The sequence below is a fragment of the Bradyrhizobium sp. USDA 4486 genome (genome assembly GCF_054057995.1).
This window is the reverse complement of the sequence record NZ_JBSRZV010000001.1, coordinates 5857238-5880805: the sequence shown is the minus strand read 5'-3', so window position 1 is coordinate 5880805 and position 23568 is coordinate 5857238. Positions and strand designations below refer to the sequence as shown.

The 23568-nt window shown below is 65.2% G+C and carries 21 protein-coding genes; 13 read left to right on the top strand and 8 right to left on the bottom strand.

All coding sequences use genetic code 11. The features are described from left to right. Window positions 1–103: 103 nt before the first annotated feature. Both ACVWY3_RS27805 and ACVWY3_RS27800 read right to left on the bottom strand, forming a co-directional pair. Window positions 104–3559 carry a hypothetical protein gene (locus ACVWY3_RS27805; RefSeq protein WP_456841309.1) on the bottom strand — a complete coding sequence of 1152 codons (3456 nt, stop codon included), beginning with the start codon at window positions 3557–3559 and terminating at the stop codon, window positions 104–106. A gap of 306 nt (window positions 3560–3865) precedes the next feature. Beyond that, window positions 3866–4453, bottom strand: coding sequence for a PadR family transcriptional regulator (locus ACVWY3_RS27800; RefSeq protein WP_456841308.1), 588 nt, complete (start codon window positions 4451–4453; stop codon window positions 3866–3868). A 199-nt stretch (window positions 4454–4652) separates the two neighbouring features. Here ACVWY3_RS27800 and ACVWY3_RS27795 point away from each other — a divergent pair, with 199 nt between their 5' ends. From ACVWY3_RS27795 to ACVWY3_RS27780, 4 genes are all read left to right on the top strand, one after another. Beyond that, window positions 4653–5036, top strand: coding sequence for a nuclear transport factor 2 family protein (locus ACVWY3_RS27795; protein ID WP_456841307.1), 384 nt, complete (start codon window positions 4653–4655; stop codon window positions 5034–5036). Window positions 5037–5074: 38 nt separating this feature from the next. Next, the gene (locus ACVWY3_RS27790) at window positions 5075–6865 is read left to right on the top strand and encodes an acyl-CoA dehydrogenase C-terminal domain-containing protein (protein ID WP_456841306.1); all 1791 of its coding nucleotides are present in this window, start codon (window positions 5075–5077) and stop codon (window positions 6863–6865) included. Window positions 6866–6912: 47 nt separating this feature from the next. Further along, on the top strand, window positions 6913–8121 hold the full coding sequence (locus ACVWY3_RS27785; RefSeq protein WP_456841305.1) for an acetyl-CoA C-acetyltransferase: 1209 nt from the start codon (window positions 6913–6915) through the stop codon (window positions 8119–8121). Window positions 8122–8266: 145 nt separating this feature from the next. Then, window positions 8267–10480 carry an FAD-dependent oxidoreductase gene (locus tag ACVWY3_RS27780; protein ID WP_456841304.1) on the top strand — a complete coding sequence of 738 codons (2214 nt, stop codon included), beginning with the start codon at window positions 8267–8269 and terminating at the stop codon, window positions 10478–10480. Between the two features lie 400 nt (window positions 10481–10880). Here ACVWY3_RS27780 and ACVWY3_RS27775 read toward each other — a convergent pair whose 3' ends face one another. Further along, entirely contained in the window at window positions 10881–11189 is a 309-nt protein-coding gene (locus ACVWY3_RS27775; protein ID WP_456841303.1) for a hypothetical protein, read from the bottom strand. A 591-nt stretch (window positions 11190–11780) separates the two neighbouring features. On the opposite strand from ACVWY3_RS27775, the gene ACVWY3_RS27770 reads away from it, so the two are divergent. The 3 genes from ACVWY3_RS27770 (at window position 11781) to ACVWY3_RS27760 (ending at window position 14440) form a co-directional block, all read left to right on the top strand. Beyond that, entirely contained in the window at window positions 11781–12278 is a 498-nt protein-coding gene (locus tag ACVWY3_RS27770; protein WP_456841302.1) for a MarR family winged helix-turn-helix transcriptional regulator, read from the top strand. A 98-nt stretch (window positions 12279–12376) separates the two neighbouring features. Then, window positions 12377–13747, top strand: a complete 1371-nt coding sequence (locus ACVWY3_RS27765) for a glutamate--cysteine ligase (protein ID WP_456841301.1) — start codon at window positions 12377–12379, stop codon at window positions 13745–13747. A 114-nt stretch (window positions 13748–13861) separates the two neighbouring features. Then, window positions 13862–14440, top strand: coding sequence for a PAN domain-containing protein (locus ACVWY3_RS27760; protein WP_456841300.1), 579 nt, complete (start codon window positions 13862–13864; stop codon window positions 14438–14440). Window positions 14441–14538: 98 nt separating this feature from the next. On the opposite strand, the gene ACVWY3_RS27755 is transcribed toward ACVWY3_RS27760, so the two are convergent. From ACVWY3_RS27755 to tldD, 4 genes are read right to left on the bottom strand one after another with little or no spacing between them, the layout of a single operon-like run. After that, on the bottom strand, window positions 14539–15105 hold the full coding sequence (locus tag ACVWY3_RS27755) for a nucleotidyltransferase family protein (RefSeq protein ID WP_456843476.1): 567 nt from the start codon (window positions 15103–15105) through the stop codon (window positions 14539–14541). 8 nt (window positions 15106–15113) lie between these two features. Then, window positions 15114–15461 carry an MmcQ/YjbR family DNA-binding protein gene (locus ACVWY3_RS27750; RefSeq protein WP_456841299.1) on the bottom strand — a complete coding sequence of 116 codons (348 nt, stop codon included), beginning with the start codon at window positions 15459–15461 and terminating at the stop codon, window positions 15114–15116. A gap of 10 nt (window positions 15462–15471) precedes the next feature. Further along, complete coding sequence (gene lepB / locus ACVWY3_RS27745) at window positions 15472–16248, bottom strand: signal peptidase I (protein WP_456841298.1); 777 nt, start codon at window positions 16246–16248, stop codon at window positions 15472–15474. After that, complete coding sequence (gene tldD, locus ACVWY3_RS27740) at window positions 16245–17672, bottom strand: metalloprotease TldD (protein ID WP_456841297.1); 1428 nt, start codon at window positions 17670–17672, stop codon at window positions 16245–16247. Before tldD ends, lepB begins: the two co-directional genes overlap by 4 nt. Window positions 17673–17842: 170 nt before the next feature. On the opposite strand from tldD, the gene ACVWY3_RS27735 reads away from it, so the two are divergent. Then, on the top strand, window positions 17843–18130 hold the full coding sequence (locus tag ACVWY3_RS27735; protein WP_456841296.1) for a hypothetical protein: 288 nt from the start codon (window positions 17843–17845) through the stop codon (window positions 18128–18130). 6 nt (window positions 18131–18136) lie between these two features. Here the strand turns inward: ACVWY3_RS27735 and ACVWY3_RS27730 are convergent, their stop codons facing one another. Further along, a complete protein-coding gene (locus ACVWY3_RS27730; protein ID WP_456841295.1) occupies window positions 18137–18697 on the bottom strand; it encodes an invasion associated locus B family protein in 561 nt (186 codons plus the stop codon). Window positions 18698–19144: 447 nt separating this feature from the next. Between ACVWY3_RS27730 and coxB the strand changes: the two genes are divergently transcribed. The 5 genes from coxB (at window position 19145) to ACVWY3_RS27705 (ending at window position 23550) form a co-directional block, all read left to right on the top strand. Then, a complete protein-coding gene (gene coxB, locus ACVWY3_RS27725; protein ID WP_456841294.1) occupies window positions 19145–19999 on the top strand; it encodes a cytochrome c oxidase subunit II in 855 nt (284 codons plus the stop codon). An 87-nt stretch (window positions 20000–20086) separates the two neighbouring features. Then, window positions 20087–21715, top strand: coding sequence for a cytochrome c oxidase subunit I (ctaD, locus tag ACVWY3_RS27720; RefSeq protein WP_456841293.1), 1629 nt, complete (start codon window positions 20087–20089; stop codon window positions 21713–21715). 59 nt (window positions 21716–21774) lie between these two features. Next, window positions 21775–22719: a heme o synthase gene (locus ACVWY3_RS27715; RefSeq protein ID WP_456841292.1), complete on the top strand. Its 945-nt coding sequence runs from the start codon at window positions 21775–21777 to the stop codon at window positions 22717–22719. A gap of 7 nt (window positions 22720–22726) precedes the next feature. Further along, a complete protein-coding gene (locus tag ACVWY3_RS27710; protein ID WP_018644977.1) occupies window positions 22727–22891 on the top strand; it encodes a hypothetical protein in 165 nt (54 codons plus the stop codon). A 5-nt stretch (window positions 22892–22896) separates the two neighbouring features. After that, window positions 22897–23550, top strand: coding sequence for a cytochrome c oxidase assembly protein (locus ACVWY3_RS27705; RefSeq protein ID WP_456841291.1), 654 nt, complete (start codon window positions 22897–22899; stop codon window positions 23548–23550). The last annotated feature ends 18 nt before the right edge of the window (window positions 23551–23568 follow it).

Here is a 23568-nt window from a genome sequence, read left to right as displayed (position 1 = left end):
GCGATAAGCTTGTCTGAACCGCTGCGAGCCAAAGGACTCGGTTCACCTCGCCCCGTCGGGAGAGGTGGGCACCGCGCGACGCGCCCCGACCTTCCTCATCACTTCAATGCGCCGCCGAGGCCGAACGCTTCGTCGCAACCTGCTTCGGCGCGGGCTTGGCGCTGGCCTGTGGCGCGCTGTCCCAGCCGCCGTTCGGGGTGGGAACGTTGACCGCATCGTCAGGCTGCGGTTCGGCGCTGAAAGTCTGGATCGCGAGCTTGGCGGCGGCGAGGGATTGCGGGTCGAGGCGCTTGGCCACGTCGTCGCGCTTGCCGGCGGCATCTGCATCGCCCTGCGCCGCCGCGAGGCTGAACCATTTGTAGGACTCGGCGAGGTTCTGCTCGACGCCGATGCCCCGGGCATAGAGGATGCCGAGGTTGAACTGGCTGTCGGCGACGCCGCGATCGGCCGCCTTCCGGAACCATTGCGCCGCGCTCTTGTAATTGGCGCCGCGTCCGCCGCCGTCGGCATCGAGCACCGCGAGATTGTGCATCGCCTTGGCGTTGCCGCGCTCGGCGGCCTGCGTGTAGTAGCGGCGGGCGATGTCGGCATCCTTCTTCACGCCGAGGCCCTTTTCGTAAAGCGTGCCGAGGCGGAAGGTCGCGGGCACCACGCCGGCCTGCGCCGCGCGGTCGTACCATTTGGCGGCTTCGTCGTAATTCGTGGCGACGCCTTTGCCTTCGGCAAAGCGCAGGCCGATCTCGTAGGCCGCGGTCGCATCGCCCTTCATCGCGGCGCTGCGCAGGCCCGGCCCGCCGATGCCGTCAGGCAGCTTCTCGCTCGGCGGCACCTGGATCGTTCCGAGCCTGGCGCGGCTCGTGCCCGACAGCGCACCGGTCACATCGCTCGACGCCGCGGGCGGAGGCGGCACCGCGGGCCCCGGTGGGATTTCGACCGAAGCCGTGCTGCCGGAATTGTCCGCCGGGGCCGGCGCGGCATTGTTCTGCGACTGGCGGCCGATCGGCGTCGGCGAAGTCATCGACGGCGTGATCTGCTCGGGCGTCGTGGGCTTTGTCTCGACCGGCGGCAGTGCCGGCTGCGGCGCGGGTGCGGGGGACGACGTCTCCATCTCCTGCTGCGCCGGCGCCGGGCTGCCGCCCTCGAGCAGGTTCATCGCCATCTTGAAGGTGCCGAGCACGATCACGACCACGCTCGCGCCGACCAGCAGCGAGCGGATCTTTGAGGTGATGGTCGAGCCGCCTTCCTGGCCCTTGTCCTTGGCGCGGGCCGCAGCCTTGGCGGCGCGTCCGGGCTTCTCGGGCGGTTGCGCCGCTGCGGCCTGGGCCGCGCGGCGCGCGGCGGCAATGAAGCTCGACGACGATACCGGCTCTTTCGGCGCGGCGGGGATTTCGCTGATCGCGCTTTCGGAGGCGGCAATGCGCTCCGAAGGCGTCGCGGCTCGGCCACCCGGCCGGGTGCCCGGCTCGAGCGGATGATCCGGCGGCAATTCCGGTGCGATCGCGGCGCGTGCCGGCGCCGTGTGCGGCTCCAGGATCTCGCTGATGGCGCGCGGCGGAACGGGCGGTGCCGTCGGCACCGCAGGCGGCGCGGCAGGGGCCGCGGCGTGGAATTCGCGCGGGGCGGCGATGAAGGTGGAGTGCGGCGGGTGCTGCGCGGCGGCCGGATTCGGCAGTTCGGGCTTCGGATCGTATTTCGGCGGCTGCTGCGCTTGCGGCCGCGGCTCGCGGGCCATCGGCGCGGGCTCCATCGGCGCGGCCATCGGCATTGCCATGGACACCGGCTGCGGCGCAGGCGGCGCCGTGCGTACCGCACGCAGATCGCCCTCGATCATGGAGAGGCGATCGACGATGTGGCCGAGCGCGCCATGGACAGCTTCGAGCGAGTCCTGGGTGCTGCGGTTGGTCTCGGCCTGGCTGAAGCGGATGTCGGAGAGCTCGCGCTTGACGAGATCGACCACGCCGGAATCGACCGGCGGTGCCGAATTGCGACTCTCCGCCAGCGCTGCATAGGTCGCCTGCTGCCGCTCGAGGTGGCGCAGGATGTCGTGCAGCCCGTCCTCGACGCGACTCAAATTGCCGTTGCGCGGATCGGCGGCGGCCTCGATCCGCTCCAGGAGATACGTGACCCGCTGCTCGAGATGCGCGAACGTCGAAGCGGAATCGTTGCCGACCTGCATGCGGTCGAAGCGATCCGACAATGCGCGGATCGCGGCTTCCAGATGCTCGGTGCTCTCGGACGGCTGCGGCCGCTCGCGCGTTTCCAGCGCGGCGGTGAGGGCGGCGATGCGCTCCTCGAGCACTGCGAAGCTGTCGCTGTGGCCGGAGGCGCGGGTGATCTGGTCGACCTTGGACGACAGCAGCTGCACGTCCTCGGAGAGCCGCGCCAGCGCCTCGTTGGAGGCGACGTTGGAGACGATGGCGCGCAGCGCCGAGATCGCGTCCTCGAGCTGGCGCACCGTCGAGGGATCGTCATTGGCGCGCAGGATCAGATCGAGCTTGGCGCCGAGATTGCGGATCGCCTCGTCATAGCCGGTGAGCTGCTCGGCCGGCGTCAGCGTGCGCAGCACCTGCTTGATGTCGGACAGCGCGCGCTCGATGCCTGACAGCACCTGGCCGTCGCTGCCGTTGGAGCGGGTCTCGTCGATGCGACGGTGCAGCGAGCGGATCTCGTTCTCGATCGATTCGATCGCGCGGCGCGGCATCGCCTCGGTGATGGCCTGACGGATCTCGGCGAGCTCGCCGCGGAAGGCGGAGATGGCCTGCTCGGTATTGTCAGGGCGCTGCAGCGATTCGATCTGGCTCGTGATCTTGAGCAGATGGCGCTCGAGCGACGAGAAATCCGGCCCTGGCTGCTGCGGCGGCGGGGCATAGGCAGGCGCCGGCGGCGTCATGGCCGGCGCGTAAGGTGCTGCGGGTGCAATCGAGGGCGCGGCGCGCGGCGGCATCTGCCTCGGCGTAAAACCGTCGAGCTCGCTTTGGCGCGCGGTGATTTCGGCGACCGCGACGTCGAGCGAGGCGGGGCTCAGGGGTGGCGAGCTGCGATAGACCTGGGCTGCCGCACGCTCGACCGCATCGGCCTGGCGCTGGCGCATCTCGACCGGCGAGGGCGCCGGTCGCGGCGCCTGGGGCTGCTGCGCCTGAGGCTGTGGGCGCGAGATTTGCGACAGCCGCGCATCGAGCCGCGAGATCGCGTCGTTGAGTTGGCGCGCGACGCCCTGCTCGCGCGAGACATCTCTGTCACGAGAAGAGTCTTGTCTTTCACGAGAAGAGTCTTGGCGCGGCGCGGGCTTCGAGATCCGTTCGATCTGCTGGGTGATCGCGTCGAGCCGCTGGTGAATGTCGGCGACTTCGCGGCTCGCCTGGCTAAATTCCTGGCTCGGCGTGTGTTGCTGTTGCTGGCGCGGATCGTAAGGCGGGCGAAAGTTCGGTGGGGCAGTCTCGCCGAGCGTGGAGTTCAGCCAATCGTTGAGTGACATGCCGGCACGACGCGCAGCAGCTTCGGCCCGCTCCCTGACGGATGGATCGATGCCGTCAACACTCCACGATACGCGCGAATTCATGACTCTGTCCGGTTCCGACTTCAGCGCCCCACCCCGGCGCCTCCAGCCTTCCCTCGCGTGCCGGTTGCAAAGACAATCGGATTTGGCGCGGGTCGTCTGCCTCGAAAACCGACTTTTTCCTGTTACGGTAAATAACGGGTTAAGGAATGCAGGCCGGGTGTCTTAAAGTTGGGCGGCGGGAACTAGCGGCGCCGTTGAGGCGCTCGTCCGGTTGGCCTGACAACCGGGGTCATGCCCCGTCCCAGTGTGCGCAAGTGCGGCACAAGGCGGGCGATGACAGCGGAGAGGGAGGCATCACCTCCCGCCTCAGCTCTTCTCCCGCTTGCCATCCTCCAGCGGCACCACGGTGCCTTTGCCTGACATCGCCGACAGCGCCTCAAGCGCTTCCTCGCAGAAATCGGCCACCATCTGCTCGTGCCGGGCGCCGAGGCGCAGCAGCAGGAGATTGCCGAGGTCCAGCACAGCTTCCGCCTTGCCGTCAGGGAAACGCTTTTTCAGAATCCGCTCGTAGTTCTCGTGGCGGTCGCGGTGGTGCTCGAGCCGGTCCATCAAATCGGTGCGGATCGGCTCGATGTCGATGCTGTCGAGCGCATGCAGCCGGACCAAGAGGTCGTCCTTGATCGACGGCGGGGTGCTCGGCCGCGCGGCCCAGTGCCGCAGCGCTGTTCGGCCCTCCGGAGTGAGCGTATAAATGAGCTTATTGGGCTTGCCTGTCTGCACGACCTCGCGGCCCTGGATATAGCCGCGGTCGCGCAGCTTGGAGAGCTCGCGGTAGATCTGCTGGTGGTCGGCCTTCCAGAAGAAGCCGATCGAGGAATCGAATGTCTTGGCGAGCTCGTAGCCTGTCATCGGACGTTCCGTCAGGCATGCGAGGATTGCGTCGCCCAGCGCCATGGCAGCTGCTCCTTCCTGAGGTCCCGACCAATTGACTTGACTTTATGCGTATTGGTGCATATGCGTCAATGTGCATATGAGGTGAATCGGGGGGCGGGCCGGAGGCTCGACCCAAAAAAACAGCGGAATCAACCTGCGCCCTACTGTGCATGGGGTTGTTTTCGCAGCTTTGCCCAAGGCCCTAGGGAGGCACCTGAGAATGATCGGCCTCGAGTGCTGGTACGCCTACATGAGGTCTCACGACACCAAGGCGCTGTGGGAGCTTCTGCATCCCGACGCGGTGTTCGAGAGCCCCGTCGTGCACACCCCGCAGCGTGGGCGCGACATCACCTTCAAATATCTCGCAAGCGCCGAGAAGGTGCTCGGCGGTCCCGGCTTCAGCTATGTCGGCGAGTGGAAAAACGAGAGCGGCGCCGTGCTCGAATTCAAGACCATCATCGACGGCATCGAGATCAACGGCGTCGACATCATCACCTTCGACGCCGAGGGACGCATCACCCATTTCAAGGTGATGGTGCGTCCGCTCAAGGCGATCAACATGCTGCATCGCCTGATGGCGGAGCAACTCGCCGCCCAATCCTAGAGAATTCCACCAATCCAAGCCCGTGCCGGGAGAACGCAATGCCGATCTATAAAGCCCCTGTCGAAGACGTGAACTTCCTGCTCAACGACGTCTTCCAGATCGACCGCTACGACAATCTCGCCGGCTTCTCCGATGCGTCGAGCGACGTGCGCGAAGCGATCCTGGGCGAAGCCGCCAAGCTCGCCGAAGAAGTGCTGCAGCCGCTGAATCGCGTGGGCGATCTCGAAGGCTGCAAGCGCGCCGATGACGGCAGCGTCACCACGCCGAAGGGCTTCAAGGAAGCGTTCAAGCAGGTCGCCGAGGGCGGCTGGCTCGGCCTGTCGGCGCCGACCGAGTTCGGCGGCCAGGGCCTGCCGGTGACGCTCTCGCAAGCCGTCAACGAATTCCAGATCTCCGCCAACATGGCGTTCTCGATGTATGGCGGCCTCACCATGGGTGCGACCGCGGCGCTGCTCGTTCACGGCTCGCCCGAGCAGAAGCAGACCTACGTGCCGAAGATGATCGCCGGCGAATGGACCGGCACCATGAACCTGACCGAGCCGCATTGCGGCACCGATCTCGGCATGCTCCGCACCAAGGCGGTGCGCCAGGCCGACGGCAGCTTCAAGATCACGGGCACCAAGATATTTATCTCGGCCGGCGAGCATGACCTCGCCGACAACATCATCCATCTCGTGCTCGCCCGCATCGAGGGCGCGCCCGCCGGTATCAAGGGCGTGTCGCTGTTCGTCGTGCCGAAATTCCTGGTCAATGCCGACGGTTCGGTCGGCGCACGCAACGGCGTCGTCTGCGGCTCGATCGAGCACAAGATGGGCATCCACGGTAATTCCACCTGCGTGATGAACTACGACAACGCCACCGGCTGGCTGATCGGCGAAGAGAACAAGGGCATGCAAGGCATGTTCGTGATGATGAACGAGGCTCGCCTCGGCGTCGCCGTGCAGGGCCTCGCGCAGTCCGAGGTTGCCTATCAGAACGCCGTCGCCTATGCCCGCGAGCGCATCCAGGGCCGCGCGCTCACTGGCGCGAAGGCGCCGGACAAGCCGGCCGATCCGATCATCGTGCATCCCGACGTGCGCCGCACGCTGCTCTCGATCCGCGCCTTCAACGAGGCCGCGCGCGCCTTCGTGATGTGGACCGCGCTGAAGAGCGACGTCGCCCACCGCTCCGAGGACCCGAAGGACCGCCAGGCCGCAGACGACCACATGGGCCTGATGACGCCGGTGCTGAAGGGCTTTCTCACCGATTACGGTTTCGCCAACGCGGTGCAGGCGCAGCAGATGTATGGCGGCCACGGCTACATCGCCGAGCAGGGCATGGAGCAGTTCGTGCGCGATGCCCGCATCGCGATGATCTATGAGGGCGCCAACGGCATCCAGGCGCTCGACCTCGTCGGCCGCAAGCTGCCGCGCGACGGCGGCCGTGCCATCATGGCGTTCTTCGGCGAGGTCATGGCCTTCGCCAAGGAGAACGGCGGCGACGAGGCGATGAAGCCGTTCATTACCCCGCTTTCCACCTCGCTCGGCCATCTCCAGCAGGCCACGACCTGGCTGATGCAGAACGCGATGGCGAAGCCCGACAATGCCGGTGCGGCCGCGACCGATTATCTGCATCTCTTCGGCTTCGTCGTGCTCGGCTACATGTGGGCGAAGATGGCCAAGGTGACCCAGGCCAAGATTGCCGCGAGCGGCGCTACGCCCTATCTCTCGACCAAGCTCGTCACCGGCCGCTTCTTCATGGAGCGGATGCTGCCGGAGACGGCGGCCAATCTCGCGCGCATCCAGTCCGGCTGTGTCACCATCATGGAATTGCCGGCGGAAGCGTTCTGAGGTGCTTCCGCGCCATCGAAATTCGAACAACAGATCAGGAGGGCGTCATGCCTGAGGCATTCATCTACGACCACGTTCGTACTCCTCGCGGTCGCGGCAAGCCGGACGGCGCGCTGCACGAAGTCACCGCGCTGGCGCTCGCCACAGTGCCGCTGAAGGCGCTGAAGGACCGCAACAACCTGCCGGAAGATTCGGTCGACGACGTCGTGCTCGGCGTGGTCGATCCGGTCGGTGAAGCCGGCTCTGATATCGCGCGCTTTGCGGCGCTGAAAGCAGGTCTCGGCGAAGCCGTGCCGGGCGTGCAGATCAGCCGCTTCTGCGCCTCCGGGCTCGACGCCGTGAACTTTGCGGCAGCCCAGGTGATGAGCGGCCAGCATGAGCTGGTGATCGGCGGCGGCGCCGAATCGATGAGCCGCGTCGGCATCGGTGCCTCCGGCGGCGCCTGGCCGATGGACCCGTCGATGGCGGTACCGGCCTATTTCATGCCGCAGGGCGTCTCGGCCGACCTGATCGCCACCAAGTATGGCTTCTCCCGTGACGACGTCGATGCCTACGCCGTGCAGAGCCAGCAGCGCGCCGGCAAGGCCTGGGACGAGGGCCGCTTCAACAAGTCGGTGGTGCCGGTGAAGGACATCAACGGCCTCACTATCCTCGCCAAGGACGAGCATATGCGTCCCTCGACGACGATGCAGTCGCTGGCGCAGCTGCAGCCGTCGTTCACAATGATGGCGCAGATGGGCGGCTTCGACGGCGTTGCGGTGCAGTCGCATCCCGAGATCGAGCGCGTCAACTACGTGCATCATGCCGGTAATTCCTCCGGCATCGTCGACGGCGCCGGCGCCGTGCTCCTCGGCAGCAAGGAAGCAGGCGCGAAGTACGGCATGAAGCCGCGTGCAAGAATCCGTGCGTTCGCCAACATTGGCTCTGAGCCGGCGATGATGCTGACCGGTCCGGTCGACGTCACCGAGAAGCTGTTCGCGCGCTCCGGCATGAAGAAGTCGGACATCGATCTGTTCGAGCTCAACGAGGCCTTCGCCTCCGTGGTGCTGCGCTACATCCAGGCCTTCGAGATCGACAACGACAAGATCAACGTCAATGGCGGCGCGATCGCGCTGGGCCATCCGCTGGGGGCGACCGGCGCGATGATCTTGGGCACTGTGCTCGACGAGCTCGAGCGCACCAACAAGTCCACGGCCCTCGTCACGCTCTGTATCGGCGGCGGCATGGGCACCGCGACCATCATCGAGCGGGTGTAACTGCCGTAGGGTGGGCAAAGCGAAGCGTGCCCACCATCACGAGCACAGCAAGAAATGGTGGGCACGCTGCGCCTTGCCCAGCCTACGAGATCGAGAATTCAACCGCCGCGCCTGGGATCGGCTGCGGCACCGAGGGAGCAACCAAATGGCCTTCAAGAACTTCGAGCTAGAGACCGATTCCGACGGCATTGCACTCGTCACCTGGGACATTCCGGGCCGTTCGATGAACGTGCTCGACGAGACCTCGACCAACGAGTTGGAGGCGATCGTCAAGGCGACCACGGCTGATGCCGCAGTGAAGGGCGTGGTCATCACCTCGGCCAAGGAGGCGTTCTGCGCCGGCGCAGATCTCTCCATGCTCGAAGGCATGAACCAGGCCTACGCCAAGGTTCTGAAGGAGCAGGGCGAGACCGCCGCGAACCAGATGCTGTTCGACCAGAGCCGCCGCTTCTCGCAGGTGCTGCGTTCGATCGAAACGTCAGGCAAGCCGTGGGCGGCCGCGATCAACGGCCTCGCGCTCGGCGGCGGTTTCGAGATCACGCTGTGCTGCCACTATCGCGTCGCCGCGGACAACCCCAAAACGCGCCTCGGCCTGCCCGAGGTCAAGGTCGGCCTGTTTCCCGGCGCCGGCGGCACGCAGCGCGTGCCGCGCCTGGTGCCGCCGCAGGATGCGATGACGATCCTGCTCAAGGGCGATCCGGTCACCGTCGAGAAGGCCAAGGCGCTGAACCTGATCCACGCCGTCGTTCCCGCCGCCGATCTCATCAGGGCCGCGAAGGACTGGATCAAGGGCGGTGGCAAGGCCGTCGCGCCCTGGGACGAGAAGGGTTTCAAGCTGCCCGGCGGCCCGGTGTTCTCCAAGGCCGGCATGATGATGTTCCCGGCCGGCAACGCGATCTATCGCCGCGAGACCTACGACAATTATCCGGCCGCGCGCGCGATCATGAGCTGCGTCTATGAAGGCCTGCAGCTGCCGATCGACGCCGCGCTGCGCGTCGAGTCGCGCTACTTCACCTCGGTGCTGCGTTCGAAGGAAGCGGCCGCGATGATCCGCAGCCTGTTCCTGTCGATGCAGGAGCTCAATAAGGGCGCGCGACGTCCGAAGGACGTGCCCGCGACCAAGGTGAAGAAGATCGCCGTGATCGGCGCCGGCTTCATGGGCGCGAGCGTCGGCTACGTCTCGGCCCGCGCCGGCCTCGACGTCGTGCTGATCGACCGCGACCAGGAAAGCGCCGACAAGGGCAAGGCCCATGCGCAGAAGGTGATCGAGGAGCAGATCAAGAAAGGCCGCGCCAAGCCCGGCGACGCCGAAGCGCTGCTGGCGCGCGTTACGGCGACCGCTGACTACGCCGCGCTGAAGGACGTCGACCTCGTGATCGAGGCGGTGTTCGAGGACCGCAAGGTCAAGGCCGAGACCTTCGCCAAGGCGCAGGAATATCTCAAGCCGGACGTGATCTTCGCGTCGAACACCTCGACGCTGCCGATCACCTCGCTGGCCGAGAACTTCAAGGACCAGGGCAAGTTCGTCGGCATCCACTTCTTCTCGCCGGTCGAGAAGATGATGCTGGTCGAGATCATCCTCGGCAAGAACACCGGCGACGTCGCACTCGCGACCGCGCTCGACTATGTCCGGCAGATCGGCAAGACGCCGATCGTCGTCAACGACAGCCGCGGCTTCTTCGCCAATCGCTGCGTCGGCCGCTACGTCGCCGAAGGCAACGAGATGTTCCTCGAAGGCGTGCCGCCGGCGATGATCGAGAACTGCGCCAAAATGGCCGGCATGCCGGTCGGCCCGCTCTCGCTGTCGGACGAAGTCGCCCTCGACCTCGGCCTCAAGATCATGAAGGCCACCGAAGCCGATCTAGGCCCCAACGCCATCAATCCCGATCAGAAGAAGCTGATGGTGGAGATGGTCGAGAACCAGGGCCGTCTCGGCCGCAAGAACGGCAAGGGCTTTTACGACTATCCCGAGAAGGGCAAGGGTCAGAAGAGCCTGTGGCCGGGCCTCTCGGCGCTGCAGCCGAAGCAGCTTGATCCTGACACCCTCGACGTCGAGGAGCTGAAGCAGCGCTTCCTGGTGGTGCAGGCGGTGGAAGCTGCGCGCACGGTCGAGGACCACGTCATCACCGATCCGCGCGAGGCGGATGTCGGCTCGATCCTCGGCTTCGGCTTTGCGCCGTTCACCGGCGGCACGCTGTCCTACATCGACTTCATGGGCACGAAGACGTTCGTCGAGCTCTGCCACAAGCTGGAGGCGAAATACGGCTCGCGCTTCACCCCGCCGAAGCTGCTCGAGGAGATGGCAGCGAAGGGCGAAACCTTCTACGGCCGGTTCGCGCCGAACAAGACGGCGGCCTGACGGCCTGCCGACGACGCAGAAACAACATGGGCCGGATCCTTGATCCGGCCGTTTATTTTCCGTCGCCGAACGGGGAGACCGCGCGGCCTCGTCACCGCGGTCAATGCTCCGACCCATTTGCCGTCCTGTCACATCGGCTCATGTGTTTCCGTGCCACACTAGGGTCGCTGCAAATCCCCGCTACGGCCACGCCCGCTCCGCACTGGCACCGCTCTTGCTAACGAATCCACACAGCGACCATTAGCATCGAAGGTGTCCCGCAATGAACCTCACCGTGTTTCAAGATAGCGCAGCCGGCGTTGCGGTCAGATACTCGCCGCTGTTGCTGCTGGGACGGCCATGGTCGCGTCGCAAGACGCTCAGGCGCCGCAGGAAAATTCCCTCGTGGGTGGGCCTGGCCCTACTCGTCCTGGTCGCCGATGTGGCGATGTCGGTGCTTGCCTGGTTCGCCGTCAGCGTCGTCCTGCATTGAGAGTTCCCCTCTTTGCAGGTGGAACGCCCCCGCCACATAGGCGAGCTGGCCAACCAGCAGGCAGCCGACGACGATTGGAATGCCCGTCCAGAATCCGAAGTTCGAGCTCTGCAGAACGATCGCTGCAAGAATTGCGATGGCCGGCGAGACGAGCACCAGCGCCCAGACCCGGAAGAATAGGCCTGTCGCCAGTCCGGTGATTCCGCTCGCGAGCAATAAGAAAAATACGATCGTCACGACAGCTTCCCAGTTCAGCGGTCCGCATTCGCGTCCCTAGCTGAGGTTGAGCCAACTGGATTGCTCTCACAAGGATGCTAATGTTCGCAGAGTATACACGGCGGAGTTATTGTTAACTCTGCCAATGCTCGTAAAATTGATATGGCAACGCCTCAGACCCTCCCGGGTTCCGCAAGGAAGGGCCGTCATCTCTTCGCCGCTGCTGACGTGATGCGCCTTTGCTTCGCGGCGCCAGCGCCCAGGCGAAAGCCCGATCGGCGGTCATCTGGACAATCACCGGACCTTCGGTCACGATCTCACCGCTGTCGAGGCCAGCTGGCCCTTGGAGTTCAGCTTCAGATAATCCTCGCATTTTCGAGCTTCTTGGCCCGGATATTCGACCTTGACCAGCTCGCAAGGCAGGCCGGCTTCCAGGAGCGATGCGGGGGACAGGGAGCCGACGCCGGGCGAATATTACAGTTTTATGGAATTTCCTCCTCTTGCCGCTTGGCCGAGGCGAAAGAACGACTACATGCGCCTGCATGAAATAGTCAAGATTGATGCAGCTGCATCAAATAGGGTAAGAGACGGACGACGAGCTTGAGCGGGACCATGAAACGCAAACCATCGACCGAGGCGACTGCCGCCTGGATCCGCCTGATGCGGGTGCAGAGCCGCGTGCTCGATTGCGTCGAGCAGGATTTGAAGAAGGCGGGGTTCCCGCCGCTCGCCTGGTATGACGCGCTGCTGGAATTGTCGCGTGCGCCGAGCGGAGAGCTGCGGCCGGTCGAGCTCGAGCGGCAGATGCTGATCCCGCAATACTCGACCTCGCGCCTGATCGACCGCCTGGTCGACGAGGGCCTTGCCTCCCGGCGCGAATGCAAGATCGACAAGCGCGGCCAGTTCGTCGAGATCACGGAAGCCGGCCGCGAATTGCAGAAGCGGATGTGGGGCGCCTATTCTGCCGCCATCGAGAAATATGTCGGCTCGAAACTGTCCGATGCCGATGCCGTCAAGCTCTGCGGTCTGCTCGACCGCCTGGGCTGCTCGTGCGGCGAGATGAAACTGCCGCCCGCCGCCAACGTCAACGAAACCTCGCCGACGCGATGATCGCGCGGCAAACCAGCACGTCTGCGCGCCCGGTGGGTTCGCGGACCATCCCGTCACCCGCGCGCATTCGGTCGAAGCGCTTTTGATTAGAGTTTGATATGGCGCGAGACCAGATCGATATGACGCCGCTGCAATCGCGCGACGAGCTTGTCGCGTGGTTCGAGGCCGGCTGCAAGGACCCGTCCGAATTCCGCATGGGCACCGAGCACGAGAAGACGCCGTTCACGCTCGAGGGCCACCATCCCGTGCCTTACGAAGGCCCGCGCGGCATCGGCGCGCTGCTCGAAGGCATGAAGCTCCTGCTCGGCTGGGAGCCGATCATGGAGAAGGGCAACATCATCGGCCTCTACGACGTCACCGGCGGCGGCGCGATCTCGCTCGAGCCCGGTGGACAGTTCGAGCTCTCCGGCGCGCCGGTCGAGAACGTGCACCAGACCCAGAGCGAGCTAATGGCGCATCTGGCACAGGTGCGCGAGATCGCGGCCCCGCTCGGGATCGGCTTCCTCGGCCTCGGCATGACGCCGTCCTGGTCGCGCGCCGACATCCCGGTGATGCCCAAGGGCCGCTACAAGATCATGACCAATTACATGCCGAAGGTCGGCCAATACGGCCTCGACATGATGTACCGGACCTGCACGGTGCAGACCAATCTCGATTTCTCCTCCGAAGCCGACATGGTCAAGAAGCTGCGCGTCTCGCTCGCGCTCCAGCCGGTCGCGACCGCCCTGTTCGCCAATTCGCCGTTCACGGAGGGCAGGCCGAACGGCTTCCTCTCGTTCCGCTCCGAGATCTGGCGCGACACCGACAATGCGCGCTCGGGCATGATGCCGTGGGCGTTCGAGGACGGCATGGGGTTTGAGCGCTATGTCGACTATGCGCTCGACGTGCCCATGTATTTCGTCAAGCGCGGCGAGGAGTATATCGACGTCTCGGGCTCCTCGTTCCGCGCTTTCTTCGACGGCCGCAACAACAACCTTCCCGGCGAGCGTCCGACCCTGTCGGACTGGGCCAACCATCTCTCGACCATCTTCCCGGAGGTGCGGCTGAAGCGCTATCTCGAGATGCGCGGCTCCGACGGCGGCCCGTGGGGCCGGCTGCCGGCACTGCCGGCATTCTGGGTTGGGCTGCTCTATGACGATGTCTCGCTTGATGCGGCCTGGGAGATCGTCAAGCACTGGAGCGCGCATGAGCGTCAGGCCCTGCGCGACGACGTGCCGCGCTTCGGCTTCAAGGCGCGGATCAAGGACCGTTATCTGTTCGAGATCGCCAAGGAATGCCTCGTCCTGGCACATGCCGGCCTGCGCCGGCGCGGCCGGATCGACCAGCTCGGCCGTGACGAGACGCGGCATCTAGAGCCGCTCGATCGCATCATCGATTCCGGCCGCACCCCGGCCGAGGAGATGCTCGAGAAGTTCAACGGTCCTTGGAACGGCTCGGTGGAACCGGCCTACGCGGAATACGCTTTCTAGACAGATAGGCCAACGCCCAGGAGTTTGAGCCGTTCATCGCCCATACAGGTTTGCGGCGATCAAATGACCGGCTGAAAAAACCTGAGCGTCGTCAATAACTCGAAAGCTGTTCTGATGGGGAAGGGCCGCCCGTCCAGGGCCGTCATGCCGAAGGTCTTGGCAAGCGTCGCGGCCTGCGTCGCGTTGCTTTCGTTCGCATTTGCGAGCTGGCCCGCGCGCGCCCAGACGGCGTTCGATCGGCCTGGCGGCGACTATTTCAGCGCGCCGGTCACCTCGGGCGATCCCGAGGATTGCGCGCTGCTCTGCGAGCGCGACCGCCGCTGTCGTTCCTGGAGCTTCAACTATCCCGACGTCGAAGGCGGCTCGGCTGTGTGCTGGCTCAAGAACGCCGTGCCGCCGCGTGTGCCCGGCAATTGCTGCATCTCCGGTGTGCGCGGTGCCGGCGTGATCGAGCCGCGCGTCGAAGGCGTGGAGACGTCGATCGACCGCCCCGGCGGCGATCTGCGCAATTTCGAGCTCAAGGACGGCGAAGGCGAGGAGGCCTGCAAGGCGGCCTGTATCGCCGACAACAAATGTCGCGCCTTCACCTATGCCCGCCCCGGTTACACCGGGCGCGAGGCGCGCTGCTTCCTCAAAAAGGAAATCAAGCCGCCGCGCCGCAAAGCGGGATTCACGTCGGGCGTGGTGCGGTAGGTAAGGTGCCGCAGGGGCAAAGGCGCGAAGCGCCGTGCCCGCCATCTTTCCGTGATCGCGAAGAAATCGTGGGCACGCTTCGCTTTGCCCACGACAACTCACTCCGCGGCAATCACCGTCAGCTCCGGCCATAGCCTCTTCCATCGCGCGGTCTTTGCGGCGTAGTTCGCGGCGGAAAAATTCAGCGCCCGATTGGGCCGCGCGATCAGCCCTGCGATATCGTCGAAGCCGTGCGGTGCGTAGACCTCATGGCCATCGCCCCTGCGCCTGACACCGACTTGCGTGTTCTGCGTCAGGAAGCGGTCGATGCCGTCGCTCGAACGCATCAACGGTGGATAAGGCAGGCCGTGCTTGTCGGGATACCAGAGGTGCACGCGTGCCTGGTTGCGGATCTCGATCCTGGCGCCGAGATGCCCGAGCCGTTCGTGCAGCGTGCGGATCACGGCATCCTCGGCTTCCCACGAGGTGTCGGGGTCGAAATAGAACACGTCATAATCCGAGATGCCGTGGTCGATCGCGCGCATCGTCAGCACGTTCCATACCGTCTGCGCGAGACACCCAGCGACCAGCCACGCATCCGGCAGCGCGAGGCGATGGAGTTCATCGACGATCGCGGCATTGACCGGATTTTTCAGCGCCAGTGCGAGAAAGCGCGCCTCGTCCATCGCGTGGCTCACGCGCCCTCGCGCGCGTCATACTGGGCCCGCGCCGCCTTCGATGCCAGTGCGCGCCAGCGCCGCCGCAGGAACGGCTCGACGATCCCGCGCTTGGCCTTCGACAGGCGGATCAGCACGATCGGATAGTCGGCGTAGTGATCGGTGAAATAGAAGATTTTTGGTTGGCGATCGACCAGCATGGCACGCTCGTCGATCGGCACATCCGGCATCACCAGGCTGTCGCCGTCTTCCTTCAGGCGCGCCAACAGCTTCTTGCGCACCTTCAGCGCCGGCGTGCCGTATGAGGTGCCGTCCTCGACCTCCGGCCACGTCAGCGCGAATTTTCTGACGTCGTCGAAGGTCATGAGGATCAGCTCAGTGCACGGCGGTGAAGAACCGCGCGAGCCGGAAACCGGAGAGCCAGGTCCACACCGGCTGGCCGCGCATGCCGAGATCCCAGGAGCCGAGCACGGCATCCGCGCGTCCGACCAGATTGTCGATCGGCAACAGGCCGACCCCGCCGGAACGCAGCGGCACGCGGCTGTCGGCGGAATTGTCGCGGTTATCGCCGAGCACGAAGAGATGGCCGGGGGGTACCGTCACCTCGGGCGTGTTGTCGAGCGGACCGTTGTCGCGCATCTTGAAGATCAGATGCGAGACGCCGTTCGGCAGCGTCTCGACATAGCGGTGGGCGGGCTCGCTGCCGCCATTGTCGTCCTCGGCCTGGCCGATGCCATCCGGCTTCAACTCGGCGGGACGGTCGTTGATGAAGAGCTGGCCCTGCCGCATCTGGATGCGATCGCCGGGCAGCCCCACGACGCGCTTGACCCAGGCCTGCGAGCGGTCGCCGGGCCAGCGGAACACGACGACGTCGCCCTGCTTCGGCGTCTCCGCGAACACGCGGCCGCTCTCGGGCAGGTTGATCTGGATCGGTAGCGACGAGGTACCGTAGCCGTAGGGGAATTTCGAGGCGAGCAGGGCGTCGCCGATCAGCAGCGTCGGCTCCATCGAGCCCGACGGCACGTAGAACGGCTCGGCGAGCGCGCCCTTGGCGATGAACACGGCCGCGACGATGCCGGCGAGCTGCATCAGCTGGCCGCCCCAGCCGCTGGTCTTCCGCTTGGCGGGGACAGTTACCTTCTCGACACTCATGCGCCTGTTCCACCCACCGTAATGCGTTCCATCAGAAGTGACGGCTGGCCAACGCCGACAGGCACGCCCTGGCCGTTCTTGCCGCAGGTGCCGATACCGGTATCGAGCGCCAGATCGTTGCCGATCATGCGGATGCGATGCAGGTCGGTTGGCCCGTTGCCGATCAGCATGGCGCCTTTCAGCGGCGCGCCGATCTTGCCGTTCTCGATCTTGTAGGCCTCGGTGCACTGGAACACGTATTTGCCCGAGGTGATGTCGACCTGCCCGCCGCCGAAATTTGCGGCGAACACGCCGTTCTTCACGGAGGCAAGGATCTCGGCCGGGTCGCGGTCGCCCGCGAGCATGTAGGTGTTGGTCATGCGCGGCATCGGCACATGGGCATAGCCCTGGCGGCGGCCGTTGCCGGTCGGCTTCATGTTCATCAGCCGCGCGTTCTGGCGGTCCTGCATGTAGCCGACGAGGATGCCGTCTTCGATCAGCACCGTGCGGTTAGTCGGCGTGCCCTCGTCGTCGATCGACAGCGAGCCGCGGCGCGAGGCGATGGTGCCGTCGTCGACGACAGTGACGCCCTTCGCGGCGACCTGCTGGCCCATCAGGCCGGCGAACGCGGACGTTTTCTTGCGGTTGAAGTCGCCTTCGAGGCCGTGGCCGACCGCTTCATGCAGCATCACGCCGGGCCAGCCGGCGCCGAGCACGACGTCCATCTCGCCGGCGGGGGCGGGGATCGATTCCAGATTGACCAGGGCCTCGCGCAACGCGCCGTCGGCGGCCTCGCGCCAGTTCTTGCTCTCGATGAATTCGGCATAGCCGGCGCGGCCGCCATAACCCTTGCTGCCGCTCTCCTGGCGGTCGCCTTGACCTGCGACGACGGAGATGTTGACGCGCACCAGCGGGCGGATGTCGCGATAGCTCTCGCCGTCGGGCCGCAGGATCTCGACCACCTGCCAGGTCGCGCCAAGGCTGACGCTGACCTGCCGCACCCGCGGATCCTTGTCGCGCAGATAAGCATCGATCTCGGCGAGCAGCTTGACCTTGGTCTCGAAGCCCGGCGCATCCAGCGGATTGTCGTCGCCATAGAGCCGCACATTGGTGTGCGGAGGCGGGGCGGCGAAGCTGCCGGAATAGCCGCCGCGCACGGCCGCGACCGCGTCGGCGGCGCGAATCAGCGCCGGCAGCGACACATCGGAGGAATGCGCATAGCCGACCGCGTCGTCCTTGACGGCGCGCAGGCCAAAACCCTGCGAGGTGTCGTAGGTCGCCTGCTTCAGCCGCCCATTGTCGAACATCAGCGCTTCGGTCTGGCTGTATTCCAGGAACAATTCGCCGTCGTCGGCGCCGGCAAGCCCGCGCGCGACCTCGTTGCGAACTTGGTCGCGATCGAGATTGGCGCGGTCGAGCAGGGAGGTTGTGGCAGGATTGGTCATGCGTCCGTCCATTATCGGGGGATGTTGGGCAAGATAATGGTTTCCCGCGCGTTCCGCGAGGGCCGGGCCGTCACATTACGGAAACGATAGGTACGGCTTCCGCTTAAGCCGGCTTTCAGGAATTACGGCTATCGAGGGCGACTCTTGATGAGAGATCTGCCGGCAAAAGCATGAGGAATTCCCTGCTTGTGTTCTGGGATCAGTATCACGGCCTGGTCATCGGCTTTGGCGCACTGGGGCTGGTCCTGCTCTTCAACCAGTTCGTCTATCGCCGCTTCTGGGCCTCCTATCCCACACGCGAGGATTATGTCGCAGCTCACCCTGGCTGCGACACCGCGGACGGCGTGGTCTGCGCGACATGCCGGCGCAAGGCGCTGGTCGGGCCGGTGGCCGGGAGAGGCGGCATCTACCGCTGCGGCTGGTGCGACACGGAGCTCTATCGCGTCGACGCGGCGTGAGCGCTGCTACGGCAGCTTGTCGTAGCCCTCGCCGAGCCCGTTCAGGCTGAGCGGGAAGCCGATGCCTTCTTCCGGCGTCTCGAAGATGATGAAGGTCGCGGTCTTGGCGTTGCGCAATTGGCCGAGCAGCTTGTCGTCCATGACGACCTCGGCGACGCAGCCATTGGGCAGGCAGCGGACGAAGCCGGCGCGGCCGACATCCTGGTTGTCGAGCTTCAGCCCGAGGCCGGAGGGCAGCAGCACGCCGAGCGGGGCGACCACCCGCATCAGCCGGCTTTTCTGGTCGGCGGTCTTGAGCACGATCACGGTCAGGCCGGCATTGGAGCGGTCCTCGGCCACCACGCTCTGGATCAGGGCGCATTGCTCAGTCTGGGCACCCGGCGGAGTGTCGCAGCGGATCTGCCAGTCGCCATGGACCGAGCGCACCGCGCCCTGCGCATGGGCAAGGCTTGGTACGAAAAGGCCCGGCAGCGCCAGCAGGACCACCGCGGCCAGCAGGGCTGCCAGCGACGTGAGGCCGTCAGCCTGCCTTTTGGCCTCCCTTGCCATGCATCTCGAAAACCCCATCGGGTCGATCCCTCTGCTCGCCTGGGTCGCTCGCACCTGGCGGACTGATACGGGAATGACGGCGGCTTGAAGGCGATTCCCTAGCAAATTCCGCGCCGCCCACACCGCCACCATCAGCACGAATCAGGTTCCTGCGCGGCTGTTCGCCAGTGCCTACCGCGGGCAATGCGGCTGTCAAGCCGCAGCATCCCGGGAAACGGTATTTTTGTCTGATGTTACTAGGAAATATCCTGCGGGTGATCGCTGACAGACCGGCCTCAAGACTGCATTGCGATAGATCAAGAATTATGGTTTGAGAGGCTTGATTTCGGCGTTCTAGCGATCTGGCCCCAATTCCTCTTAGAGGTATTCTTGCGCGGCGGTTTGTCAGACGGGCGGATCGAATAAGCGTTTCCCAGAAATAGGGAAACGCACTTGGGGTGATTTCGTAAGGGGAGCGCGAACGGCATGAGGATGTCGATGGGTCGGGTGGGCCGGCATTTGCTGGGATTGGCCACCATCGCCTTGGTGGCGGCTGGCATGACGCTGGCGACGGGCGGGGCGGCATTCGCCGAGCTCGGGCAGCCGGCGCCGTGGGAATGGACGCTCCAGCAATCCGGCTCGCCGGTGATGGACAACATCGTCTGGTTCCACAATTTCCTGTTTGTGCTGATTACCCTGATCACGCTGTTCGTTCTGGCGCTGCTGGTGATCGTGGTGCTGAAGTTCAACGCGAAGGCCAATCCGGTGCCGTCGCGGACCACCCACAACACGTTGATCGAGGTGGTGTGGACGCTGGTTCCTGTGCTGATCCTGGTCGGCATCGCGGTGCCGTCATTCCGGCTCCTGTTCCTGGAGCTCGACGTGCCGAAGGCGGATATCACCGTCAAGGCAACCGGCAAGCAGTGGTACTGGTCCTACGCCTACCCGGACAACGGCAAGTTCGAGTTCGACTCGCTGATGGCCCAGGACAAGCAGCCCCGCCTGCTCGGTGTCGACAACGAGATGGTGGTGCCGGTCAACAAGGTGATTCGCGTCCAGGTCACCGGCGCCGATGTCATCCACGCCTTCGCGCTGCCGGCCTTCGGCGTCAAGATCGACGCCATTCCGGGTCGGCTGAACGAGACCTGGTTCAAGGCCGCCAAGACCGGCATGTTCTACGGCCAGTGCTCGGAACTGTGCGGCAAGGATCACGCCTTCATGCCGATCGCTATCCGCGTGGTCAGCGATCAGGAGTTCGCCTCCTGGGTCGAGACGGCGAAGAAGAAATTTGCGAGCGGCGGCACCAGCACCTACGCCTCGGCGGCCGCCCCGACGCAGTAAGCGCCTGGCGACGGCTCGAGGGACTGAAAGCGACATAAAGGGCGGGACCTCCAAAGGTCCGAACGGGACGCAAGGCAGGATTTGAAAATGGCAACGAGCGCAGCGACACACGGCGATCACGCGCAAGACCACGGACATGACCACGAGCACGCTCATCCGACCGGATGGCGGCGCTACGTCTATTCGACCAATCACAAGGACATCGGCACGATGTACCTGATCTTCGCGGTCGTCGCCGGCATTATCGGTGCCGCGATGTCGATCGCGATCCGTGCCGAGCTGATGTATCCGGGCGTGCAGATCTTCCATGAGACGCACACCTACAACGTCTTCGTGACCAGCCACGGTCTGATCATGATCTTCTTCATGGTCATGCCCGCGATGATCGGCGGCTTCGGCAACTGGTTCGTGCCGCTGATGATCGGGGCGCCCGACATGGCGTTCCCGCGCATGAACAACATCTCGTTCTGGCTGCTGCCGGCCTCGTTCGCGCTGCTGCTGATGTCGACCTTCGTCGAGGGCGAGCCGGGCGCCAACGGCGTCGGCGCCGGCTGGACCATGTACGTTCCGCTGTCGAGCTCCGGCCATCCGGGCCCGGCCGTTGACTTCGCGATCCTGTCGCTGCACCTTGCCGGTGCCTCGTCGATCCTCGGCGCCATCAACTTCATCACCACCATCTTCAACATGCGCGCGCCGGGCATGACCCTGCACAAGATGCCGCTGTTCGTGTGGTCGATCCTGGTGACGGTGTTCCTGCTGCTGCTGTCGCTGCCGGTGCTCGCCGGCGCGATCACCATGCTGCTCACCGACCGCAATTTCGGCACGACGTTCTTCGCGCCCGACGGCGGCGGCGACCCCGTGCTGTTCCAGCACCTGTTCTGGTTCTTCGGCCACCCCGAGGTGTACATCCTGATCCTGCCCGGCTTCGGCATGATCAGCCAGATCGTCTCGACCTTCTCGCGCAAGCCCGTGTTCGGCTATCTCGGCATGGCCTACGCCATGGTCGCGATCGGCGGCATCGGCTTCGTGGTGTGGGCGCACCATATGTACACGGTCGGCATGTCCTCGGCGACGCAGGCCTATTTCGTCGCCGCGACCATGGTGATCGCCGTTCCGACCGGCGTGAAGATCTTTTCCTGGATCGCCACGATGTGGGGCGGCTCGATCGAATTCCGCGCCCCGATGATCTGGGCGGTGGGCTTCATCTTCCTGTTCACGATCGGCGGCGTCACCGGTGTCGTGCTGGCGAACGCGGGCGTCGACCGCGTGCTCCAGGAAACCTACTACGTCGTCGCGCACTTCCATTACGTGCTGTCGCTCGGCGCGGTGTTCGCGATCTTCGCCGGCTGGTACTACTGGTTCCCGAAGATGACGGGCTACATGTACAACGAGACGCTGGCGAAGGCGCATTTCTGGGTCACCTTCATCGGCGTGAACCTGGTGTTCTTCCCGCAGCACTTCCTCGGCCTGTCGGGCATGCCGCGCCGCTACGTCGACTATCCCGATGCCTTCGCCGGCTGGAACTTGGTCTCGTCGCTCGGCTCCTACATCTCGGGCTTCGGCGTCCTGATCTTCCTCTACTGCGTGATCGACGCTTTCGCCCGCAAGGTGCCGGCGGGCGACAATCCGTGGGGTGCGGGTGCGACCACGCTGGAGTGGACGCTGTCCTCGCCGCCGCCCTTCCACCAGTTCGAAGTGCTGCCCCGCGTGCAGTAAGCCATCTTCCGCGGCGCCCGCATGGGCGCCGCGGCTCTATAACGAAGCGAGCTAGATTAGTGTCCGTCCTCGACCACAACGCCATCGACATCAATCCGCGCATCTCCGAGGCGGAGGTTCGCGACTACATCGCGCTGCTCAAGCCGCGGGTGATGTCGCTGGTGATCTTCACCGCGCTGGTCGGCATGGCTATGGCGCCCGGGCATTTCCACTGGGTGCTTGCGATCACCTCACTACTCTGCATCGCCGTCGGCGCCGGCGCCTCCGGGGCGCTCAACATGGCGCTCGAAGGCGATATCGACGCGAAAATGTCGCGCACGGCGAACCGGCCGATCCCGCGCGGCCGCATAACCCGTCCTGAAGCCATGGCGTTCGGTACGACCCTCGCCTTCTTCTCGGTGATGACGCTCGGCATCCTCGTCAACTGGATCGCGGGCGCGCTGCTCGCCTTCACCATCTTCTTCTACGTCGTGATCTACACGATGCTCTTGAAGCGCTGGACCGCGCAGAACATCGTGATCGGCGGCGCCGCCGGCGCGCTGCCGCCGGTGGTGGCCTGGGCCGCGGTGACGGGCACGGTCGACGTCGAGCCGCTGCTGCTGTTCGCCATCATCTTCTTCTGGACGCCGCCGCATTTCTGGGCGCTGGCGCTGTTCCGCTCCGACGATTACGCGCGCGCCGGCATTCCGATGCTGCCCAACGTCGCGGGCCCCGACGCGACGCGGCTGCAGATCCTGCTCTACACCATCGTGCTGATCGCGGTCGCCGCCGCGCCGTGGGCGCTCGGCTATTTCGACGCCGTCTACGGCGTGGTCTCGCTGATCCTCGGCACCGGCATGCTGCTGCTCGCGATCAACGTCTACGTCCGCCGCGAGCGCAGCCAGTCCTTGCGCGCGACGCGGAAACTGTTCGCCTTCTCGATCCTGTATCTGTTCGCGCTGTTCGCGACCCTGCTGGCCGAGGTCGTGTTCCGGGCGCTTGCTCCGATGGTTGGGGGCGCATGAGGCAGGAATGGCCGACAAACCCGAGCCAGATGGAATCGTCCTCACCGAGGCGCAGAAAAAGAGTCGTCGTCAGCGCTCCATTGCCATTGCTTTGGCGCTCGGCGTGCTCGTCGTGCTGTTCTTCGCCGTCACCATGGTCAAGGGACCGGCAGTGCTAGTCCGGCCGATGTAGGAATCATGGATCACGATCCGACCATATCGCAGGACGTCAGCGCCAAGCCGGCCAATCGTAAGCCGGCAAAAGGCCGCGGGCTGGGCCGCGATGTGGTGGTTGCCTCCATCTGCGGCGGCGTGGTCGCACTGATGGTCAGCGCCTCCTATGCGGCGGTGCCGTTCTACAACTGGTTCTGCCGCGCCACCGGCTTCAACGGCACGACGCAAGTCGCGACCGCCGCGCCCGCCAACGGGCCGATCGCGCGGAAGATCGCCGTGCGCTTCGATTCCAACGTTGCGCCCGGCCTGCCCTGGAAGTTCGAGCCGGAGCAGAGCGAGATCGAGGTCAATATCGGCCAGGTCGTCACCGTGTTCTATACCGTCACCAACCAGGCCGCGCGCACCACCGCGGGCCAGGCCGCCTACAATGTCGCGCCGCTGACGGTCGGGTCCTACTTCCAGAAGATCAACTGCTTCTGCTTCACCGAGCAGACCATGGCGCCGGGCGAGAAGCGCGAGATGCCGGTCGTGTTCTATGTCGATCCGTCGATCGCCGACGATCACGAGAACGACGGGCTGAACACGATCACGCTGTCCTACACGTTCTATCCGGTGAAGGATCCGGTGGTGAAGCCGCTCGCATCCGGCGAGGACGACAAACGCAAGGGAAATCTCTGATCGCCGGGCTTCGCGCCA

What these genes read in the sequence shown, in the direction of transcription:
- ACVWY3_RS27805 (WP_456841309.1), bottom strand. Translation starts at nt 3,559, where the DNA reads ATGAATTCGCGCGTATCGTGGAGTGTTGACGGCATCGATCCATCCGTC.
- ACVWY3_RS27800 (WP_456841308.1), bottom strand. Translation starts at nt 4,453, where the DNA reads ATGGCGCTGGGCGACGCAATCCTCGCATGCCTGACGGAACGTCCGATG.
- ACVWY3_RS27795 (WP_456841307.1), top strand. Translation starts at nt 4,653, where the DNA reads ATGATCGGCCTCGAGTGCTGGTACGCCTACATGAGGTCTCACGACACC.
- ACVWY3_RS27790 (WP_456841306.1), top strand. Translation starts at nt 5,075, where the DNA reads ATGCCGATCTATAAAGCCCCTGTCGAAGACGTGAACTTCCTGCTCAAC.
- ACVWY3_RS27785 (WP_456841305.1), top strand. Translation starts at nt 6,913, where the DNA reads ATGCCTGAGGCATTCATCTACGACCACGTTCGTACTCCTCGCGGTCGC.
- ACVWY3_RS27780 (WP_456841304.1), top strand. Translation starts at nt 8,267, where the DNA reads ATGGCCTTCAAGAACTTCGAGCTAGAGACCGATTCCGACGGCATTGCA.
- ACVWY3_RS27770 (WP_456841302.1), top strand. Translation starts at nt 11,781, where the DNA reads ATGAAACGCAAACCATCGACCGAGGCGACTGCCGCCTGGATCCGCCTG.
- ACVWY3_RS27765 (WP_456841301.1), top strand. Translation starts at nt 12,377, where the DNA reads ATGGCGCGAGACCAGATCGATATGACGCCGCTGCAATCGCGCGACGAG.
- ACVWY3_RS27760 (WP_456841300.1), top strand. Translation starts at nt 13,862, where the DNA reads ATGGGGAAGGGCCGCCCGTCCAGGGCCGTCATGCCGAAGGTCTTGGCA.
- ACVWY3_RS27755 (WP_456843476.1), bottom strand. Translation starts at nt 15,105, where the DNA reads ATGGACGAGGCGCGCTTTCTCGCACTGGCGCTGAAAAATCCGGTCAAT.
- ACVWY3_RS27750 (WP_456841299.1), bottom strand. Translation starts at nt 15,461, where the DNA reads ATGACCTTCGACGACGTCAGAAAATTCGCGCTGACGTGGCCGGAGGTC.
- lepB (WP_456841298.1), bottom strand. Translation starts at nt 16,248, where the DNA reads ATGAGTGTCGAGAAGGTAACTGTCCCCGCCAAGCGGAAGACCAGCGGC.
- tldD (WP_456841297.1), bottom strand. Translation starts at nt 17,672, where the DNA reads ATGACCAATCCTGCCACAACCTCCCTGCTCGACCGCGCCAATCTCGAT.
- ACVWY3_RS27735 (WP_456841296.1), top strand. Translation starts at nt 17,843, where the DNA reads ATGAGGAATTCCCTGCTTGTGTTCTGGGATCAGTATCACGGCCTGGTC.
- ACVWY3_RS27730 (WP_456841295.1), bottom strand. Translation starts at nt 18,697, where the DNA reads ATGGGGTTTTCGAGATGCATGGCAAGGGAGGCCAAAAGGCAGGCTGAC.
- coxB (WP_456841294.1), top strand. Translation starts at nt 19,145, where the DNA reads ATGAGGATGTCGATGGGTCGGGTGGGCCGGCATTTGCTGGGATTGGCC.
- ctaD (WP_456841293.1), top strand. Translation starts at nt 20,087, where the DNA reads ATGGCAACGAGCGCAGCGACACACGGCGATCACGCGCAAGACCACGGA.
- ACVWY3_RS27710 (WP_018644977.1), top strand. Translation starts at nt 22,727, where the DNA reads ATGGCCGACAAACCCGAGCCAGATGGAATCGTCCTCACCGAGGCGCAG.
- ACVWY3_RS27705 (WP_456841291.1), top strand. Translation starts at nt 22,897, where the DNA reads ATGGATCACGATCCGACCATATCGCAGGACGTCAGCGCCAAGCCGGCC.